Source organism: Rhodopirellula sp. MGV, assembly GCF_002251265.1.
Lineage (GTDB): Bacteria > Planctomycetota > Planctomycetia > Pirellulales > Pirellulaceae > Stieleria > Stieleria baltica_A.
The window spans coordinates 13289-31087 of sequence record NZ_NPDI01000069.1 but is presented as its reverse complement, the minus strand read 5'-3'; the positions used below and the strand labels follow the sequence as shown (position 1 = coordinate 31087).

14 protein-coding genes are annotated in these 17799 nt (G+C 56.9%); 8 read left to right on the top strand and 6 right to left on the bottom strand.

The features are described 5' to 3' along the window. Window position 1 precedes the first annotated feature (1 nt). The 3 genes from CGZ80_RS23760 to CGZ80_RS23750 form a co-directional block, all read right to left on the bottom strand. Window positions 2-1039, bottom strand: coding sequence for a MotA/TolQ/ExbB proton channel family protein (locus CGZ80_RS23760; RefSeq protein ID WP_233148627.1), 1038 nt, complete (start codon window positions 1037-1039; stop codon window positions 2-4). Between the two features lie 181 nt (window positions 1040-1220). After that, window positions 1221-3554 carry a tetratricopeptide repeat protein gene (locus CGZ80_RS23755; RefSeq protein ID WP_409994565.1) on the bottom strand — a complete coding sequence of 778 codons (2334 nt, stop codon included), beginning with the start codon at window positions 3552-3554 and terminating at the stop codon, window positions 1221-1223. After that, window positions 3500-4579 carry a tetratricopeptide repeat protein gene (locus CGZ80_RS23750; protein ID WP_094418170.1) on the bottom strand — a complete coding sequence of 360 codons (1080 nt, stop codon included), beginning with the start codon at window positions 4577-4579 and terminating at the stop codon, window positions 3500-3502. Before CGZ80_RS23750 ends, CGZ80_RS23755 begins: the two co-directional genes overlap by 55 nt. Window positions 4580-5043: 464 nt before the next feature. On the opposite strand from CGZ80_RS23750, the gene CGZ80_RS23745 reads away from it, so the two are divergent. From CGZ80_RS23745 to CGZ80_RS23705, 8 genes are all read left to right on the top strand, one after another. Further along, a complete protein-coding gene (locus CGZ80_RS23745) occupies window positions 5044-6057 on the top strand; it encodes an NAD-dependent epimerase/dehydratase family protein (RefSeq protein WP_094418169.1) in 1014 nt (337 codons plus the stop codon). A 321-nt stretch (window positions 6058-6378) separates the two neighbouring features. Further along, a complete protein-coding gene (locus CGZ80_RS23735; protein ID WP_094418167.1) occupies window positions 6379-6870 on the top strand; it encodes a fasciclin domain-containing protein in 492 nt (163 codons plus the stop codon). 445 nt (window positions 6871-7315) lie between these two features. Further along, the gene (rpmE, locus tag CGZ80_RS23730) at window positions 7316-7558 is read left to right on the top strand and encodes a 50S ribosomal protein L31 (protein ID WP_094418166.1); all 243 of its coding nucleotides are present in this window, start codon (window positions 7316-7318) and stop codon (window positions 7556-7558) included. A gap of 232 nt (window positions 7559-7790) precedes the next feature. Then, window positions 7791-8870, top strand: a complete 1080-nt coding sequence (gene prfA, locus CGZ80_RS23725) for a peptide chain release factor 1 (protein ID WP_094418165.1) — start codon at window positions 7791-7793, stop codon at window positions 8868-8870. Continuing rightward, entirely contained in the window at window positions 8870-9772 is a 903-nt protein-coding gene (prmC, locus tag CGZ80_RS23720) for a peptide chain release factor N(5)-glutamine methyltransferase (RefSeq protein ID WP_094418164.1), read from the top strand. Before prfA ends, prmC begins: the two co-directional genes overlap by 1 nt. A 302-nt stretch (window positions 9773-10074) precedes the next feature. Next, window positions 10075-12636 carry a circularly permuted type 2 ATP-grasp protein gene (locus tag CGZ80_RS23715; RefSeq protein WP_143544121.1) on the top strand — a complete coding sequence of 854 codons (2562 nt, stop codon included), beginning with the start codon at window positions 10075-10077 and terminating at the stop codon, window positions 12634-12636. Then, on the top strand, window positions 12633-13742 hold the full coding sequence (locus CGZ80_RS23710) for a transglutaminase family protein (RefSeq protein WP_315851431.1): 1110 nt from the start codon (window positions 12633-12635) through the stop codon (window positions 13740-13742). Before CGZ80_RS23715 ends, CGZ80_RS23710 begins: the two co-directional genes overlap by 4 nt. A gap of 141 nt (window positions 13743-13883) precedes the next feature. Then, a complete protein-coding gene (locus CGZ80_RS23705; RefSeq protein ID WP_143544120.1) occupies window positions 13884-14588 on the top strand; it encodes a hypothetical protein in 705 nt (234 codons plus the stop codon). Window positions 14589-14617: 29 nt separating this feature from the next. Here the strand turns inward: CGZ80_RS23705 and hisB are convergent, their stop codons facing one another. From hisB to hisD, 3 genes are all read right to left on the bottom strand, one after another. Then, a complete protein-coding gene (gene hisB, locus CGZ80_RS23700) occupies window positions 14618-15205 on the bottom strand; it encodes an imidazoleglycerol-phosphate dehydratase HisB (RefSeq protein ID WP_094418275.1) in 588 nt (195 codons plus the stop codon). A gap of 80 nt (window positions 15206-15285) precedes the next feature. Further along, on the bottom strand, window positions 15286-16344 hold the full coding sequence (hisC, locus tag CGZ80_RS23695) for a histidinol-phosphate transaminase (RefSeq protein ID WP_094418274.1): 1059 nt from the start codon (window positions 16342-16344) through the stop codon (window positions 15286-15288). A gap of 67 nt (window positions 16345-16411) precedes the next feature. Further along, window positions 16412-17773 carry a histidinol dehydrogenase gene (hisD, locus tag CGZ80_RS23690; RefSeq protein WP_094418273.1) on the bottom strand — a complete coding sequence of 454 codons (1362 nt, stop codon included), beginning with the start codon at window positions 17771-17773 and terminating at the stop codon, window positions 16412-16414. Window positions 17774-17799 lie beyond the last annotated feature (26 nt).

The window sequence follows — 17799 nt, the reverse complement described above, 5'->3', positions numbered from 1 at the left end:
ATCAACCTGCTTTGAACGATTGGCTGGTACCCGACACCTTTTCACCGCGTGCTGCATCACTATGCGGCGACACGTGGGGCGGTGGTTCCGATGCCTCCATCGCCACCAAAGTTCCGTCGGCTGCTAATTCGTTGCGTCCGCTAAATCGCTTTAATCCGGGTGCCAACTCGAACGCGAATTGCTCGATCCGATGAAACAAACTGGCTATCCGATTTTCCAAATACTGTGCCAGGATCGCCGCCGGAATCGCAACGATCAGACCGGCAAGTGTCGTCACCAATGCGGTGTAGATGCCTTCGGAAAGCTGTTCGCTTCGCGACCGTTCGGCCGACAATGAGGTCGACTCGTGAAATGCGACAATCATTCCCCAAACCGTCCCAAGCAACCCCATCAACGGCGTCGCGGCGGCGGCCAACGACAACCATCGCACTGGTGCCGCATATCGGTCGGCCTCCCGCGAGATCGTTTCTCCCGCGGCGCGTTCAATGTCAGCCAGCGGTTGCCCTGTTCGCATCAACATCGCCCCAACCACACTGGCGGTCGGCGACGGATGATTCAAACAGGCCAAGTAAGCTTTGGCGGGATCAAACGAGTCGATGGGATCCGCCAGCATCTCTAGTTCGCGAACCAACCGTTTTGGGATCACCTTTCCTCGGCGCAAGCTCAGCATCCGTTCGGCGGCTAGTGCAACAACAAGCAAACTCATCAAGCCGATCGGGATCATAAAACGACCGCCGCTAAGCAGCAGCGTCAGCATGTCGATCCCTGACGGCTCCGCCTTGGTGACCGGTTCATCGACAGCCTCGTCGGCCATCACCGCTTGGATGTCGTCCGCACCGATCGGCGCCATCGGTTCGGTGTCGGCAGCGTCACTTGTCGGTGCGAGTTCCGGTTGCTGGGCAAACACGGATTGTGTGGCCGGCAACTCGCTAATCGCCCAAGCCACGGATGCCGTCAACAACAGCAGCAAGACTGGTCGCATGTTTGAAAATCGCGATCGCGACATCGGGCGTTTCGAGGCGGTAGGTGCGAACTTCATTATTTCTGGTTCGGTCGGAAAACGGGCCGCTGAAACAGGCAACCCTTGACTTGGTTTATCGTCGCGCTTCGCTGATCGTCAATGGTGTTCTGCGAAGCTAACTTCGCACCCAATCATGAATGCAAAGCTCACGTTTCCCCTCGTGAAAAATCTCGACGACTTTATGTCGCCGGATCCTCCATCAACCACCGCCCAGTGCCGCAAGACGATCCTTTGCCTTGGCAATCAACTCGTGATCTGCATGTTTGTCGATCACGTATTTGTAAAACTGGATTGCAAACGACTTTGCCCGATCGCGTGCTTCATCGGTCTTGGCATTTTGCATCAACAGTTCGCTGCAGCGTCCGGCCTCAAAGCCGCTTTTGGCCTGCCAATTCTTGATTTCGGCCGGCGCGTCCTCCCCCCCGAACCCGAACATGACCGCCTGGAATTCGGGAATCGCTTTGTCAAATTGCTTGTCGCCGAAATAAATTTCGCCTGACATGAATCGAGCACGTGCGCCGACTTCGCGACGTCGATAGCGTTCGGCCACCTGTTTAAAATAGTCAAGCGCCTTCGCGTTTTCTCCTTTTTGTTGATAAGCGACGCCGGTTTCATAGTACGACTGAGGCAGATACGCCGTCGCGGGGAACCGCGTTTTCAAATCGTCATACCAAGCGATCGCATCGTCCCAACGCCCCAACTGGGCGGCCGACTGGCCACCGTGCAGCAAGATCAACTCGCGAACCTGTCGTTCGGCGGCGTCGGTGATTGACTGGGCGGTGTCGTCGCTCGACCGAATCAGATCCCGTCCCGAGGAATAAGCGGTCAGTGCTTCTTCGTAGGCCTGTGTTTTGAAAGAACATTCGCCGACCATCATCAGTGCGTCAATCGCCATGGTGCCTTGCGGATGCTTTTTCGCCTGTTCGGCGAATGCATTCTTGGCATCCTCAAAGGCAGACTCTTTGTAGTAAGACCAACCGAGTCGATAGAGCGCCTTTTCGCTCGTCGAAGCATCATTGGTTTTATCAGCGGCAGCACGAAACGAAGTCGCGGCGGCCGCCCAATCGCCTTTTTGATAGGCATCCTGGGCGACAAAGTACGCGGCTTCGGCGGCATACTTGGATTCAGGGAACCGCTCATACAGTTGACGAAAACTGCTGACTGCGTCGGCTGGCAGCTCCGCTTGGCGCGACGACCAAGCCAACTCATACAGCACGTCGTCCATGCTGGGGTACTCTGGGACTTCGCGAATCAAACGCTTCAGACGCTCCGCCGCCGAAGCGAACTCGCCAGACTTCTGTTCGACGATCGCCAATTCGTATAACGCATGCCCCAAGTTCTCGCCCTCGGGAGCTGGCTCGCGTTTAAGGTAAGCCTGCAAATCGCTTTTCGCGGACGCCCAATCCGACAGCGTTCGGTGGCTGATTCCACGGGCCAACAATGCATCATCGGCCAACGCATGTTCTGGAAATTCATCAATCAGTCTTGTCAGCGGTGCGATTGATTGTTGATGTTGGCCGACTTGCATGCTGGACCACCCCAGTCCATACAGTGCGAACGGGATCAAACCGGGATCATGCTTCCCATCGATGATCGCTTGATACAACCGGATCGCGTCTTCATGCCGCATCGCGTCGGCGGCCGCTTGTGCCAACTTGTATCGAGCCTGGTCGGCCATCCGCGACGCCCCATCTGCCTCGATCACCGACTGCCAAACTTGACTCGCCGCGTCTGCTTCGCCGGCAGCGAGTAATGCCGAACCACGTAACAACATCGCTTCGGTCGCCCGTGACGTCCCTGGGACCAAGGTCGCACAACGTTCGAACGATGCCGCCGCATCGGCTGGCTGCTCAGACAGCATGTGTGCTTGGCCGAGCAAAAACTGTGCTTCGGCTTTTTGGGCGTCGTCCTTGATGGTTTCGTATTCACGGTTAAGCAGTTCGATACATGATTTGTAATCCTGCATCCGATTGAGCGCCATCGCGGTGCGCAAAATCCATACCGGTCGCTGTGACGCATCTGCCGACGCTTGGTCCAGCAACGCTTGATACTTGGCGATCGCGCCGTCGACGTTGCCCCGCATCAATTCGCTTTCCGCCGAGATAAAACGAACGTCGGCGGCCAGCTGATCGCTGGCGAACCGCTGTATAAATTCGTTCGCTAGTTGTCCCGCTTTTTCATACTGGTTCGACTGGAGTGCCGAGAATGCCGCGTTGTAGAGAGCCCGCGGTGCCAATGGGTCACTGGGATCGCTGCGATAGGCTTTCTCGGCAACGTCGATGGATTCTGCCAACGTCTCCGGATTCAGTGCCAGTGCGTCCGCCAAGTCGACTTGCAAGTCGAATAAGAACGGACCTTCGGCACCTTGGTCAAGCTGTTTGCGGGCGATCGCGATTGCCGATGCAGCATCGTTGCCGGTCAATTTGATTCGTGCCAACCAATGCGCCGCTTCGGTAGCCGCAACTGGATTTCCGGAAGCTAAAACTTTTCCGAAACGCGAACTCGCTTGTTCGTAGTCGCCTGCGCGATACAGGCTTTGCCCGGCGCCAACATCGCGTTGGCAGCGTAGGGTGTGCTTGGGAATTCGGTTTGCAATCGGTCGTACCGCAAAGCCGCCTCGGCCGGCTTGCCAGCTTGCACAAGAGCGAACGCTTGACGAAACACCGCATAGGCTTTGTCTTCATCATTGTCGCCTTGAGCCGATTCACGTCCAAACTGCGTGATCGCTTTTTCAAACGCATCGATCGCCAGGTCAAATTCCTTGCTTTGGATCCGCAAGTCACCGATACGAAGCAGCACGTCGGCTACCAATCCGCTGTTGGCACAACCGTTCAACAATTCGTCGAATGAATCGATCGCTTTGGAGGTGTCACCAAGTTCTTCGTAGGCGATACCACGTGCGTACAACGTGTCGCATCGAAGTGGCGAGTCTGCCGCCTTAGGCAGTTTTAAAAATCGGTTGTACGCATCAACGGCCTTTTTCAAGTCGCCCAGTCCGTATGCAGCTTCACCGGTATAAAACAACGCCCGGTCGATGTAGTCGCCACGCGGACGTTCTTTGCGAAGCAAGTCAAACGTTTCGATCGTCTTACGAAGCTTGTCCTCGTCACGTTGCGGTCCGTCACCGGCGGACGCGTAGTAGCACCAACCGAGATTTGCCAAGCTCTCTTCGCGAAGTTCGTATTCTTTGTCTTTCAAGGCGAGCGCAAACGCGTCTGCTGCCGCGACGTAGTTGGGGCTTTGCTTCTGCATGTAACAGACACCCAGGTAATGCGCCGCTTTGCTGGCCAGTTGGTCGTCCGGGTACTTGTTTAGAAACTGTTTCCAATTGTCGATCGCCAGCTCGTATGCGCCGCCGGTTTGTGCGTTCGCCGCATCGGCATAGAGCGCTATCGACTCCTCGCTCGACTCAGCCGCCTGAATTTCGCCTCCGCCGAATCCAACCGTCAGATGGACTGCCAGGACGATTAGACCGACCGCAGCGACACGGGCGATCCGAGTGACAGAAATCGGACAACGAGCCACGGGGAAGGGCAGGGGAGTTCGATTGTTGAGCATTCCATATTCCTATCGATCAAGATTCCTATCGATCATGGCGTGCTCCAATTGGAGACACCAGGTTCTTGGTTTCATCCTTGCCTGGGTTTCGCTGGGCTGGCTTTCATCGTCGGATGATACCGTCGCAGAGCGAAACGACCTTTCCGCGGAGTGTACAGCCACCCCCGCGACGCGTTCAGACGCACGACCGCTATAACAGCTGCAACCAGTTTAACGGCGACAAGATCACGTCGATAGTTCGCCGCCCAGTTTGCCCAACCCGATCAGGCGGCGATTTCGCAACGCGAGTGCGGACCAGATTCGATACGTCAAATGGGGTGACGATTGCGGCACCAGCTCGCCTTTGGTGACCGACCGGGCGACGCAAACGGCGGATTCGCCGTCATCTCGCGAACCAAATATTGCCTACCAATCGTACAAACTCCCTCGACGCCTCTCCGACTCCTTTGCAGCGACACCATCACGTGAACGAACCCCGTCCCACTGGCAAAACGCAACTCATCACCGGCGGCGCCGGATTTATCGGATCACATCTCGCCGCGCGTCTACTCGATCGTGGTGACAACGTTCTGATCGTCGATGACCTGTCCACCGGCAACCAAGCCAACATTCAGCCGATCCTAGACCACCCCCGACTGGAGTTCATCCAGGGTGGAGTAGAGGATGATCGGTTGGTGGCAGAGGTCGTCGGGCGAGCAGATTGTGTTTACCACTTGGCCGCCGCCGTGGGCGTCGCCTTAATCGCCAAGCAGCCGATTCAGACGATCGAACGCAACGTTTACCCCACACAGTTGATCTTGGATCGACTCGGTGAACGGGCCCGCCGCGGCAACCTGGTGCCATGCTTCATCGCCAGCACCAGCGAAGTGTATGGCAAGAACCCCAAGGAAACTTGGTGCGAAGAGGACGACCTTGTATTCGGTGCCACGACGAAACCACGTTGGAGTTACGGTGTCAGTAAAGCGATCGACGAATTCCTCGCATTGGCGTTTCACAAAGAGCAGCAACTGCCAGTTGTCGTCGGACGTTTCTTCAACGTCGTTGGACCTCGTCAAACCGGTGCCTACGGGATGGTGCTGCCACGCTTCGTTGCCGCCGCCCTTCGCGGAGAAAAGTTGATCGTTCACGACGATGGAAAACAAATCCGCTGCTTTGCTCACGTCGAAGACGTGATTGGCGCCGTTGTTGGCTTGGTCGAACAACCGTCGGCACACGGCCGAGTCTATAACATTGGCAGCGACACCCCGGTATCAATCCTTGAACTCGCAAAACGTGTGATCGAACGCGTTAATCCCGAAGCCAAAATCGAGTATCAATCTTACTCCGATGCCTACGACGAATCATTCGAAGACATTCGTCGCCGCGTACCTGACTTGACCCGCATTCGAGAAACCATTGGATTTGCGCCCAGCAAGGATTTAAACGCGATTATCGACTCGGTTGCCGATCAGATGAGACGCGATTTACAGACGCTTTAGACATCGCCTTTCGTCGATGCTTTAAAAGCTGTTAACCGTCAGGCATCACCGTGCGTTAACAGCCAAAACCAAAACTTTCTTCACGCCGTTTTCTTCGGCGATTCACGAGTCCAAACGGGTTTTATACGCGCCCGTCAAGCATGAAAAAAAGTTGGTTTCTGAAGGCCATTTTTCACTTGCCGCGTCATCACAATTCGATCGCACACCCAACCGAAGTGACGGTCGCAACCAACCGCTTCAAACCTTCCTTAACGAATGCGAGCACGTTGACTCGCAAAGCATGTTGCGACCGCCGTTTCATTGAAGATCGCGGAGAGACTCATGCGTAAGATCATGACCATGGCATTGGCGTTTGTTTTGGCCAGCACCGTCGCCGTTCAGGCCTATGCTGAAAGCAGCGAAAAGACGATTGTCGAAACCGCAGTTGAAGCAAAGAAGTTCAACACGCTGGTCGCCGCAGTCAAAGCTGGCGGACTCGCTGAATTGCTTTCCAGTGACGGCCCGTTCACTGTCTTTGCACCGACGGACGAAGCTTTCGCGGCACTCCCTGACGGAACGGTCGAAACGCTGCTCAAGCCAGAGAACAAAGCGAAGTTGGTCAGCATCCTGAAGTACCACGTTGTGCCTGGCAAAGTGACCGCCAGCCAAGTGGTCAAACTGGACGAAGCCAAGACCGCCGAAGGTTCGACCGTTAGCATTACCACCAAAGGCGACACCGTGATGATCAACAAGTCCAAAGTGGTCAAAGCTGACATCGAATGCTCCAACGGTGTCATCCACGTCATCGACAAGGTTTTGTTGCCGAAGGAGTAAGGCGACTCAACCGACCTGACAATTTGGACCGGTCAGACCGATCGCCATCGATCTGATACACCACAACCGACGCCAGCTGGCGGACAACAACGGCTGCGGATGGACATCGCTCCTCCGCAGCCTTTTGCTATTCAAGTTGCCAGCGACAAATGTCGACAATCACTAATCTCCAGTCAGCCGGCACGGCTTGGTCGAACTTAGCACGGTCGAATTTCGACGGTTCCAGGCCGCTTCCCGGGGTCTCGATACACTCTCGGCCGCCAACAGATGGCCGGAACGCGACACCCGCCCCCCGGAAAACTGGCGTGCTGGCCGAAAAGGCTGTGGCGAACACCAAATTGGACCTTGTCGATTCGGTAGGTTCTCGCCTATCCTTTTGGGCTTCGTGGACCTGTACAGCAGCCAGGACACCCCCTCTTTAGAAGAAACACGAGACATTTGTGCCATGAAAGAAGGCATCCACCCAAAATACGAAGCGACCACCGTTATCTGCGGTTGCGGAAACACGTTTGAAACTCGCTCGGTCCGCCCCGGCGAAATGCGAATCGATATTTGCAACGGCTGCCACCCGTTCTACACCGGCAAGCTGAAGTTCGTCGACACCGCCGGTCGTATCGACAAGTTCCAAAAGAAATTCGCCGCTGGCTCCTACGGCAGCTTGCAAGCGAAGGCAAAGAAAAAGAAATAGCGACGCTATCTCCGCCACGTGTTCCACAGCCCCGCCGGATTGCCAATCGATCCAACGAGCGAGCTTGGCTGACGGGCACGAGAAGGCAAACGCAACCGCATGGTCCCTGCAACCAGTACAGGACCATGCGGTTTTTGTTTACAGTCAGCATCGCCAACACGCGATGCAGCGTGCGGTCCACCATCGGGACCGACCGGCGTCTCTCCCTCTCCCCACTCTTTGTCGGTTTTCCATGAGCGGCATTCGCGAACTGCTGGAAGAAAAACTCAAACGCTTCGAGCAACTCGAACGCGACATGTCCGACCCCGATGTCCTGGCCGACGGCTCTCGCATGAGTGCGACCGCCCGCGAACACGGCGGTTTGGCACGCTTGGCCGGAAAATACCGTGAATTCAAACGAATGAACACGGAAATCGGCGAGTGCAAGGAAATGATCGAAGCGGCCGAAGACAGCGAAGAACGCGAAATGGTCGAGGCCGAGCTGACCAAACTTCGCGAGCGACGCGAAGTCCTTTGGGAAGACCTGCTTTCGATGACCGTCGGCGGCGAAGATTCACACCGGACCCGCTGCATCATGGAAGTTCGCGCCGGAACCGGCGGCGACGAAGCAGCACTCTTCGCCCGCGACCTGTTCGAAATGTACCGCCGCTACTCGGAAATTCGCGGCTGGAAGGTCGAGATACTCGACAGCAGCGTCAACGACATGGGTGGATTCAAAGAAATCACGCTGAACCTCGAAGGCGAAGGCGTCTACCGCGACCTCGCTTACGAATCCGGCGGACACCGCGTCCAGCGTGTTCCAGAAACCGAAACCCAAGGCCGTGTCCACACCAGTGCCGCGACCGTCGCCGTCATGCCTGAACCGGAAGACGTCGAAGTCGACTTGAAACCGGATGACTACCGCGTCGACAAGTTCTGCGCCAGCGGCCCCGGTGGTCAGCACGTCAACAAAACCGAATCGGCGATCCGCTTGACCCACCACGAAACCGGGATCGTCGTCCAGTGCCAAGACGAAAAAAGCCAGCACAAGAACCTGGCCAAGGCACTGCGAGTTTTGAAAGCACGGATCTATGAAAAGAAACGTGAAGAAGAAGCCAGCAAACAAGCCGAACAACGCAAAGGCCTGATCGGATCGGGTGACCGAAGCCAACGGATTCGCACCTACAACTTCCCACAGAACCGACTGACCGATCACCGCATCAATTTGACGCTCTACAAACTGGACCAAATCATCGCCGGTAACATGGGACAGGTTACCGACGCCCTGATTGAGTACGATCGCGATCAAATGCGCGGGGACATGATCGATTAATGTCTGACCAACAAGCATCTGCCGAAAAATGGACCGTCCTTCGGCTGCTTCAATGGACGACCGACTTCTTCACCAAACACGGCAGCGACTCGCCGCGACTGGATGCGGAAGTCCTGCTGGCCCATGCGAGACAATGCAGCCGCATCGAGCTTTACACGGCGTTCGAACAGGAACCCGATGCCGAGCAGCGGGCCGCCTTTCGTGAGCTCGTTCGCCGTCGCGGTGAAGGCACGCCTGTCGCGCAACTGGTCGGCTACAAAGAGTTCTACTCGCTGCGATTCCGTGTCAATGAGCACACATTGATCCCACGGCCAGAAACCGAACACCTCGTCATCGAGGCTCTCGACAGCATCAAACAACTCGAAGCGGCAAACAAACTCGACGGCCCACCTTTGGTTGCCGACGTGGGCACCGGAAGCGGCGCGATCGCGATTGCATTTGCCGTGCATTGCAACTCCGCCCGGGTGACCGCGATCGATATCAGCGAGCCCGCCTTGGAAATCGCCCGCTGGAATGCCGAACAGCACGATGTGCTTGAGCGGATCGACTTTGTCACCAGCGACCTGTTTGATGCGGTGCAATCGGACACGCCGTTCAGTCTGATCCTGAGCAACCCGCCTTATGTGAGCGAAGCCGAATTCGAACAACTGGACCGCACCGTCCGTGACTTCGAACCAAAGTCGGCACTGGTTTCAGGCCCGACCGGGACCGAGACGATCGAGCGTTTGATGGACCAATCCCGCAGCCGCCTGATCCCCGGCGGACGGCTGATCATCGAGCTCAGCCCGATGATCGCTGGCGACTGCGCAAAACTTGCTGAAAAGTTCGACGAGTACGATGAATCGCGTTTCATCAAAGACTTAGCCGGCCATCGCAGAGTTTTGTCACTCAAACGGGCATGAAAATTCGAGTTTGCGCAGCCCACGTGGCAAAATGTTAGAGGGAAAGTCTCTTTCGCCCGTATAAAAAGGACTCACGCTGACGCTAAACCCGTAAGCAGAACGGTTTTCGGACGCGCACGCGGTCTCCGTAGGTTTTTGTCCCCCGCCGCAACGGCGGATTGGCAGATAATCTACCGCAAATTCCGCGGCCCTTCCCTCGCCAATTCGGCGAGGTATGAAAGAGACCTGTCCGCCAACTTCCACCCGCGAAACGCCACCTTTGGCTACCTGACAGCCAGCCGGATCCGCCTGCCTTGAACACGATGCTCCAAGCCAGTTCCTTTTGGAACGCACCCACCAACCCGGCAAGTGACTTCGACGAACGCGTCGATGCCACCGGCAAGGTCCGTGCACATTGGGCCATGATGTCATCGGAGCTTGAATCGCTGGGCACGCCGCTGTTGCACACCCGGTCGCGTGCGGTCAACCAATTCATCCGCGATAATGGGGTGACATTTCAGCCCGCCGAACCGGGGCACCAGTCATCCCAGGGGCAAATGAATCGCCCCTGGCGTCTGTCGGTCATCCCGTTTCTGTTTGAGCAAAACGAATGGCAAGTCCTTCGCGAAGGGCTGATCGAACGCACACGCCTGCTGGAAACCGTTCTCAACGACTTGCTCGGCCCTCAGCGGTTGATCCGCGAGCGAATCATCCCAGGCCAACTGCTATGGTCCGATCCGACCTACCACCGGGCCTACCATGAACTAGATCCCGGCGCACAGAAACTCCATGTCTCGGCGACCGACCTTGCCCGCGACATCGACGGGCAATGGAAAGTCATCGGCGACCGAACTCGCGCCCCAAGCGGGCTCGGGTACCTGCTGGAAAACCGTGTCGTCACAAGCCGCGTGATGCCAACGCTCATCCGCCGCACCAACACACATCGCTTGGCATCGTTTTTCGAGACGCTGAACGATCACCTAAGACTGCAAGCCAAATCGAAACGCGAAAACCCGCGGATCGCGTTGCTGACGCCCCCGAGCGGCAGCTATCGCGAATTCGAGGACACGTACTTGGCTCGCTACCTGGGGCTGCTACTTGCCCAAGGGAGTGACTTGGCGGTACGCGGTGGCGAATTGCACATGAAAACACTGGGTGGGCTGAAACCGATCCAAGTGCTCTGGCGACACATCTCCGATCGTCACTGCGATCCACTCGAACTCAACCCACAGTCGGTCGAAGGCGTTACCGGCTTACTCCGCTGTGTTCGTCGACAAAGCGTTGCCGTCGTCAACACCGTCGGAAGTGTCCTCGCCCAGGCCCCCGCCTTGATGGCTTACCTCGGCAAGGCAAGCGAGTTCTTCTTCGGCAAATCTCTATCGCTCCCATCGGCCGAGACCTATTGGTGCGGCGATGCGAACGACCTCTCGTTCGTCTTGCAACGCCTGGACGAGTTTGTCTTTCGCGATGCTTACATGGTGACCAACAACCGGCCAATCGTCACCGACGAACTGGACGCGGCATCACGTGACGCATTCTTGGCAAAACTGAAATCAACGCCGGAGCTATACGTCGCGCAACGTCGCCTGCAATTCAGCCGTACGCCGCTGTGGTCTGGCGAATCGATCGAGTCTCGTAAAGTCGCGCTGCGGTGTTTTCAACTGACGACCCCAAGCGGAATCAATATCCTGCCGGGGGCACTCGCACGAGCGGGCAAAGACGAGCTCGACCTGTCCCGGTCGCTGGTCAGTGGTGGTATGACTCTCGATTGCTGGATCACCAGCAACCGTCCTGTCGACCAGCACAAGACGCTACTGAAAGACTCCAAAGCGACGATCAGCATCCGCCGCGGTGGTGCTGATCTGCCAAGCCGCGTCGCCGAACATCTATTCTGGTTGGGACGCTACGCCGAACGCGCCGAATCCGCCGCGCGATTGCTTCGCACGACATTGCTGCGTATCTCTGGCGAAGACAACTGGGAAACCTTGTCCGATGTTCGGCGACTGGTTTATGCGCTTGCTTCCGGGGGTCAGATCGAACCCAGCTACGCGGTCGATTCATTCTCGGTGAACCTGCCCACCGTCGAACAAATTCTCCCCGCTTCGGTCCTGGACCGTGCGCAAGCTCGCGGGTTGTGCCGCACGATGGATTCGATCCTGCACAACGCCGCGTCCGTTCGCGACCGCTTGTCCATCGATGCCTACCGAATCATCCAACGCGCCGCGCGTGACTTGAATCGTCCTGTCATCCTTGAGGCGACCGGTCAACCTGGGCAGGTCACCATCAACGAAGCGATCGACCGCACTGGCCGTTTGATCGTCGACCTGCTGGCACTCGCCGGTTTGACCAGCGAGAGCGTTGTGAGAACGCATGTTTGGCAATTCATCGAACTTGGTCGCCGCATCGAACGCGCCGAAAATATTTGCGACCTGACCACGACAATGCTGTGTCCCGCGACCGACAGCGGCAAATCGATCTGTGAAGCGGCACTTGAAGTTTCCGATTGCCTGATGACGTATCGTTCGCGATACATCAACCTCGTGCAACTGGCCCCCGTGATTGACCTGTTGATCACCGACGAAACCAACCCGCGTTCGCTACAATTTCAAATCGATCGTATTGCGTCACTCATGGACAAGCTTCCGACAACGGAAGGCCCCACCGGTTCCGACGCGATCTTACGTTTGGTTTCCAGTCTGCAGTTTCGCGTGACCACAGCAGACCCAACCAAATTGGCAACGATTGCCAAAGACGGACGCCTTGAACACCTGCAGCATTTGCTTGAAGAAGTCGCTGATGACCTGCCGAAGCTGTTCAACCAGATCAACGCCAGGTATCTGATCCATACCGAATCGACGCAACAACTGACGGGGACGGAACGATGAACAGCAGCTCGCGTTCGAACCGCCAGTCACAGATTGCTCCGTCACCAACCGAAATGCCTGCCGCTGCGCCGCTTCCCAATCCAGCAGCCCCGAACAACACCCTGCCTCCGGCACAAGGCGCGGGGCAACCGGCGATACAGAACCAAACGCAGTCTTCCGTGACCGGCGGACCTCCGAACTCGGGAACAGCGGTGCCGCCCAATGCGCCACCGGCGAAACCGCCCAGCCACGTGACGTATCAAATCAGTCACCAGACCGAGTACAATTACAGCGAACCCGTCGCTGTCTGCCAAAACCAATTGCGAATGCAACCGGTTACCGGCGGCAACCTGGAATGCCAAGACACCAAGGTTACGATCGATCCCGACCCGAATAGCTGGGACGAACATCGCGATTATTTTGGCAACCTGGTCACGACGTTTTCAATCGAATCGATTCACACGGCATTGCGTGTTGTTGTGAAAAGCCGCGTGACGGTCGCCGCACCATCGATATCCGAATCGGACGCATCGACGCAGTGGGAAGAGGCCCTTGATCACGGCCAGGGACCGCTTTGCCCGACGGTAGCAGAGCATCGCTATCACTCCCCACGGATCCTGCCTTCGGAAACGTTCGCCGCCTACGCCAGACCATCGTTTACGCCGGGACGCCGAATCCTGGAAGGCGCCTTGGATCTGACGCGGCGAATCCACCAGGACTTCGCATACGATGTCACGGCCACCACGGTTGATACCACCACTGAAGAAGCGTTTCAATTAAAAGCCGGCGTGTGCCAAGATTTCGCGCACGTCGAAATCGCCTGCCTGCGTTCGATCGGTCTGGCCGCCCGCTATGTCAGCGGATACCTACGCACGACGCCGCCGCCAGGAAAAGAACGCTTGATTGGTGCGGACGAATCACATGCGTGGGTCGAACTCTATGCCGGTGAAAAGCTGGGTTGGTTAGGCCTGGACCCGACCAATGCCTGCATGGTTTCGACTGACCACATCCCGATCTGCATCGGCAGGGACTATGGCGATGTCAGTCCTATGCGTGGTGTTGTCTTGGGCGGCGGGACGAACACACTGAAAGTCAGCGTGGACGTCGAGCCGCAACCGATTCGCTAAGCTTGCCGCCGCGTTGGTACGGCCAATTTGACGGCGCAAAGCCTGATTTCTTGAATACATTGCCATTGCGTCTGCATCGCCCGATTGCGTACCGAATCGTTTCACACGAATTTCGAGGATGGCAAAAAGGGAATCTTGCCGATGCACACCCAACAATCGAGCGATCGCAGCGTGAAACTGACCGCGCGTGTTCACGCTGTAGCCCGAATCACCGCATTGACCCTCGGGTTCGCTGCCTTAGCGGCGTTGCAGACTGGCTGTGCACCCCTGATCGCAAACTTCATGCATGTGACCGGCGCCGACCGGACCCCACCAGCGTACGAAGGTCTCGAAAAGAGCAAAGTGGCAGTCATTACGTTGACCGAGAATAGTCAATTCGGCGACGATGTCTCGGCAACATTACTAAGTCACTCGGTCAGCAAAATCCTGGCGTCGGAAGTCAAAAACATCGAACTGATCCGCGACGACAAAATCTCCGAATGGCGTGACGTCCACGGCTGGGACCAAATGGACTTCGCCGAAATCGGACGTGGCGTGAACGCCGACAAAGTCCTGGCGATCGAAGTCCTGAAACTGTCGCTGCAAGAAGGCGCGACGTTGTTCCGCGGCCAAGCGGACATCCACGTTTCGGTGATCGATGCCAAGACCGGTGACGAACTGTTCAGCAGCGAACTCGAAGACTTTACCTATCCCAACATCGCCGGCGGCGTTTCCACCAGCGAGACGACCGAATCGCGATTCCGCAAACTGTTCGTCGGCAACATTCTGGCCAAGCGAATCGCTCGCCTGTTCCATTCTTTCGACGCACGCGACGACTTCGCACTCGATTCGATCACGACGCGGTAACGCTGCACCGCGAAGCATCAGGCGAGGCTTTAAAGCACGCCTTTGGTGCTGGGTACCGCATCGCTGCGTGGATCCGATTCGGCAGCCATGCGAATCGCACGGGCGATCGACTTGAAAACGCATTCGGCAATGTGGTGCGAGTTGCGTCCGTGGTGTAACACGACGTGCAAGTTGCAGTTTGCATTCGCGGCAAACGATTGCCAAAAGTGTTCGACCAATTCGCTGTCAAAGGTGCCGATTTTGGGTGCACTGATTGGCGCGTGATATTCGAACGCATAGCGACCGCCCAAATCCACTGCTGCCGTCACCAAACATTCGTCCATCGGCAATGTGAAGTGCCCATAACGACGAATGCCAGCCCGATCGCCGAGCGCCTTGTGAATCGCCGCTCCCAACGCGATGCCGATGTCTTCGGCCGTGTGGTGATCGTCGACATGCAGGTCGCCTTTGGCGGTCACATCTAAATCGATTAACGCATGTTTGGTCAGCAAGTCCAACATGTGATCGAGAAACCCGATTCCGGAATTACGCTTTCCGCCGCCGTTTCCGTCCAAGTTGACGGTCAACTGGATATCGGTTTCGCCAGTCTTTCGAGAGATCGATGCGGTGCGTGACATATTCGGTTCGGTTTTATGTGTGATGTGGGTGTAGTGAGTAAACAGCGGATCGCGATGTCGGTGCCAACGCGGCAGGTTGATCAACCGAGGAAGCGTTCTAACAGCATCAAGCAGGCGTCGACTTGGTCATCGGTGCCAACGGAGATCCGCAGCCCGTCGCCCCACTCGGGGAAATTCATGTAGCGGACCAACACTTGGTTTTTCTTCAAATACTGGTGCATCGCTTCGTGATCGCCGCTCGGATGCGTGCACCAAACGAAGTTCGCTTTCGACGGGGTGACTTCGAACCCGAGTTCCGCCAAACGCGTTTCCATCCGGCCGCGTGTGGTGTTCATCTTGGTCACCACGTCTTGCAACCAGTCCTGTGAACCGATCGCGGCCGTCGCGGCGACGGTGGCCAGATAGTCGCAGTTATAGCTGTCTTTAATGTTTGCCAATTTTGAAACGATCGATGGCGAACCGACCAAGAATCCAAATCGAATCCCAGCAAGTGCATACGACTTGCTCAACGTACGTGTGACCAGCACGTTCTCGTGTGATTGCACGAGGTTCAAACAGTTGTCGCCGGCAAAGTCCGCGTATGCTTCGTCGACGACCAAAGGGCAGGGCAGCGACTCGGCAAGCTTTGCGATCTGATCCTTGGGAACAATCGTTCCGCTGGGGCTGTTCGGGTTCGGCAACATCACCAAACGCAAGTCATCTTGTCCTTCGCCGAACATCGTCGGCAGATGCCATCCGTCCAGGAACGTCATCTGTTCCCAACGTGCGCCTTGGATATCGGCCAGCGTCCGGTACAGGATGTAGCTGGGGTAAGGCAGTCGCAGCTTCTGTCCTTCGCCGACGAAACCACGAACGAGAATGGTCAGGATTTCGTCGCTGCCGTTGCCAGCCAAAATCCAATCCGGACTTGGCAAGCCCAACACACGACTGGCTTCATTGCGGAACGACTTGGCGGTCGGATCCGGATAGCGATTCAAAGGACCAGTCGCCGCGTCTTGAATCGCCTTGATCACTGCTTCTGGCGGCGGATAAGGATTCTCGTTCGTGTTGAGTTTGATGAACTTTCCTGGAGGTGGCTGTTCACCCGGTGTATACGGCAACATCCGCGAAAGGGCAGGGCGGAGGTCGGTTTTCGACATAGGAAGCGGTTCCGGAAAGTTGGTCAATCGAGTCGTTGAGAAATAGGAACGGTGATTCGGCGACAGCTTAACGCCGAATCGAAACACTGCGTGCGTGGGCGGTCAAACCTTCTTTGTCAGCCAAACGCTCGACATCGTCAGCGATCCCAAGCATTGCCGTTTGGTCGAACGACGTCACGCTGCCGCTTCGCAAGAAACTGTTGCTGCACAGTCCGGCGGCCCAGGTGCAAGTCCCGCCCGTTGGCAGCACGTGACTGGGGCCGGCCGCGTAATCGCCCAGTGCGACTGGCGTGTAGTGCCCCAAGAAAGCCGCGCCACTGTTTTGAATCGACGTCATCAATTCTTGTGGGTTGGCCGTTTGAATGTGCAAGTGCTCTGGCGCGAACGAATCGGTCAGCTCACACGCATGTTGCTGGTCACGGACCAAGATCAACGCTCCGAATGCTTCCAGGCTATCGAGTGTTAGCTCGCAACGGGAAAGCTGCGACAACTGCTTGCCAAGTTCCGCCTCGACGGCGTCCAACAAGGCTTCGTCCCATGTAATCAGGATCGCGCTGCCAGGGGAGTGTTCCGCTTGGGCCAACAAATCAGCCGCAATGAAATCGGCACGCGCGGTTTCGTCGGCAATCACGATCACTTCGCTCGGCCCGGCAAAGGAATCGATGTCGACGGTTCCGTAAGCATGCTTCTTGGCGAGCGCGACGAACAGGTTGCCGGGCCCAACGATTTTTTGCACCGGCTTCACGTCTTCGGTCCCATAGGCCAGCGCCGCGACCGCTTGCGCGCCGCCCATACGATAGACCTCGGTGATCCCCAACTCGTGGCAGGTTGCCAACATGTCTTGGTTGTAAGCGCCAAACGGTGTCGGTGGTGCGACGACGGCGATCTGTTCGACGCCAGCAACCTGCGCCGGCACGGCGGTCATCAAGACCGTCGACGGATACGCGGCGGCACCACCAGGCACGCAGACACCGACGCGTTTCAGTGGCACGTAACGCTGCGTCAAACGCAAACCGGGACTCGGCTCGATCGTGACGTCTTGATGCAAGATCGCCGACTGGAACCGAACGATGTTGTCGCGGATCCGTTTGATCGATTCGATCAGCTCAGGATCGGCCGCGGCGTGGGCGGCTGCCAAATCTTCGGCCGGCACACGAAGCTGTTCCGCGGTCAGGTCGGCTTTATCGAGTTGTTTCGAATAATGCAGCAGCGCCTTGGTTCCGTCGGATTGCACCTCGGCACAAATCCGCTCGACGACTTCAACGGGAGTCAACGGAGCCCCGAAGACTTCTTCGGTCAACGCACGCCCACGGGGGGACACCACATCGCCACGAGGGCTCAGTTTTTCACGAAGCTGGTCCAGAATTTCGGCCGAACCCTGTCGCGCATCGACACGTGTGATTTTGGGAGTGATTTCAGAAGTGCTCATGACAAAACGGAGATCGAACGAATCGG